The organism is Oscillibacter sp. ER4, from assembly GCF_000765235.1.
Taxonomy (GTDB): Bacteria; Bacillota; Clostridia; order Oscillospirales; family Oscillospiraceae; genus Hominicoprocola; species Hominicoprocola fusiformis.
On record NZ_JPJG01000048.1, the window covers coordinates 1 to 2,429 of the forward strand.

Sequence of the window (2,429 nt, forward strand, 5' to 3'; positions counted from 1 at the left end):
CTCGCGCCTCACGATAGTAAGGCGCGGTTGCTGAATGTTTCGAATCGCAGGGATTCATGGCGAAGCCATGTACACCGCACCTGATTCCGCAGGCCGAGCAGCTCTTCAATCCCCAGACCTGCAATGTCGGGGGTCGAGGGGGACTCCCCTCGTCCTTTCTCTTGGGGGTGTAAGGGGGATATTCTCTTTCCGAGAAAGAGAATATCCCCCTTTGCCGCGTCCCCACACGCTGTGGGGACAGAAGCAGCCCCCCCGCGCTGCCTTCAATACTTCTTATTGTAGTACCAATAAGTCCCACAAAAAATAAGCGACTGCGCGCAGGTCACAAGACACAACACCTGCCCGATGATTGGCTGCTTGAACACTAAAAGCGCCAGCAGTCCCGCCGCGAGCTGGGCATAGACGCAGATGAAAAACGTCATGCTGCGCGCCTTATTCGCAACATACATCGTGCGCTCATCCTTGAGCATCGCGTCATAATCCGCAGCCTTTTCCGGGTCGCGGCTCAGGCGGTGCACGCGCAGCAGCCGCACCGCGCCGCAGGCGAAGATGCCGCAGCCGAGGCCGTTATAAAAATCGCCCACATGCGCATCGCTGAGCAGGAACCCGACGGCAAACATCACCAGCCCGATGGCGATCAGCAGAATGCCGCACTTTTTCTGCTCCTGCAAGTTCATGCCCTTCATAAACTTCGATTTCATGCCTCTTCCTCCTCAAAAATGAAAATGTCCTCGATCCGCTCGCCAAAGAGCCGCGCGATGCTGTGCGCCAGTAGGATAGACGGATTGTACTTCCCGTTCTCGAGCGAAATGATCGTCTGGCGCGAGACGCCGAGTTCCGACGCCAACTGCTGCTGCGTCATGCCGCGCGCCTTTCTTCTCTCTTCAATGTGGTTTTTCATCGCTTCTCTCCGTTTTCCAAAGTCAAGTTTGCTTTACATCCGTGAGGATAGCACTGCGCGAGTGAAATGTCAAGTGTCTTTTACATTTTTTTGCATTGCTTTTGTTCCTGCGCTTTGCTACAATAAAAAATAAGAAAATTTTCGCAGGAGGATTCTTATCATGTCCGTCAAGATCGCACCGTCCATCCTCTCCGCCGACTTTGCCGAGCTCGGCACCGGCGTCGAGGCCATTGCCACCGCCGACTACGTCCACTTTGACGTGATGGACGGTTGCTTCGTCCCCAATATCAGCATCGGTATCCCTGTGCTCCAGTCCATCCGCAAGCGCACGGCGCTGCCCATCGACGTGCACCTGATGATCGTGCAGCCCGAGCGCTATGTCGACCAGTTCTGCGACGCGGGCGCGGACCTCGTCACCTGTCATGTCGAGGCCGACACGCCGGAGAAGATCCACCTCGCGCTCGACAAAATTCACGCCAAGGGCAAAAAGGCCGGCGTCGTCTTGAAGCCCAACACCCGCGCCGAGGCCGTGCTGCCGTTTCTTGACAAGTGCGACATCGTGCTCGTGATGACTGTCGAGCCCGGCTTTGGCGGGCAGAAGTTCATGGCCGATATGATGCCGAAAGTTTCCGCCATCCGCCGCTACATCGACGAGAGAAACCTTGACTGCGAGCTCGAGGTCGACGGTGGCGTCGACGCCGTGACGTGCAAAACCTGCATCGAGGCGGGCGCAAACGTGCTCGTCGCGGGCTCCGCCGTCTACAAGGCCGCAAATATCCCCGCCAAAATCAAAGAGCTGAGAGGTTAAGTCCATGGAATACTTTCCCGCGGCGCTCGAAAAGCTCGTTGAGCAGTTCGCGCGCCTGCCCGGCATCGGCAGCAAGAGCGCACAGCGGCTCGCGTTTTTCGTGCTGAGCCTGCCCGAAGAGGAGGCCAAGGCCTTTGCCGATGCCATCGTCGACGCCAAGCACACCGTCACGTTCTGCCCCGTCTGCCGCAATCTGACGGACGGCGGCCTCTGCCCCATCTGCTCGTCGCCGAAGCGTGATGAGCATGTCATCTGCGTCGTCGCCGACCCGCGCGACGTCGTCGCCATCGAGCGCGCGCGCGAATACAACGGCCGCTACCACGTGCTGCACGGCGTCATCTCGCCGATGAACCATGTGGGGCCTGACGATCTGGAGATTAAGCCGCTGCTCGACCGCGTGGCGCAGGGGAACATCGAAGAGGTCATCATGGCCACGAACCCCGACACTGAGGGTGAGGCGACGGCGATGTACCTTGCCCGCCTGCTGCGGCCGTTCGGCGTGCGCGTCACGCGCCTTGCCTACGGCATCCCCGTCGGCGGCCACCTCGAATTCGCCGACGACGCGACGCTGATGCGGGCTTTAGAAGGACGTCGCGACATATAAAAAGCAAAAAAGGAAGGCGAGTCCAATGAACTGCACCCCATTTGTTAGACAGTATGGTATACTATCTAACAAGTGGGGTGTTTTGCTATGCCAAAAGGAGTACCAAACAAACGATA

The 2,429-nt window shown here is 58.2% G+C and carries 4 protein-coding genes; 2 read left to right on the forward strand and 2 right to left on the reverse strand.

All coding sequences use genetic code 11. The features are described 5' to 3' along the window. Window positions 1-263: 263 nt before the first annotated feature. Both NI20_RS0107595 and NI20_RS0107600 read right to left on the reverse strand, forming a co-directional pair. Window positions 264-701 carry a hypothetical protein gene (locus NI20_RS0107595; protein WP_033120810.1) on the reverse strand — a complete coding sequence of 146 codons (438 nt, stop codon included), beginning with the start codon at window positions 699-701 and terminating at the stop codon, window positions 264-266. Next, window positions 698-901: a helix-turn-helix transcriptional regulator gene (locus tag NI20_RS0107600; RefSeq protein ID WP_033120811.1), complete on the reverse strand. Its 204-nt coding sequence runs from the start codon at window positions 899-901 to the stop codon at window positions 698-700. Before NI20_RS0107600 ends, NI20_RS0107595 begins: the two co-directional genes overlap by 4 nt. Before the next feature lie 160 nt (window positions 902-1,061). On the opposite strand from NI20_RS0107600, the gene rpe reads away from it, so the two are divergent. Both rpe and recR read left to right on the forward strand, forming a co-directional pair. After that, entirely contained in the window at window positions 1,062-1,709 is a 648-nt protein-coding gene (gene rpe, locus NI20_RS0107605; RefSeq protein WP_033120812.1) for a ribulose-phosphate 3-epimerase, read from the forward strand. A gap of 4 nt (window positions 1,710-1,713) precedes the next feature. Beyond that, window positions 1,714-2,313, forward strand: a complete 600-nt coding sequence (recR, locus tag NI20_RS0107610; protein WP_033120813.1) for a recombination mediator RecR — start codon at window positions 1,714-1,716, stop codon at window positions 2,311-2,313. Window positions 2,314-2,429 lie beyond the last annotated feature (116 nt).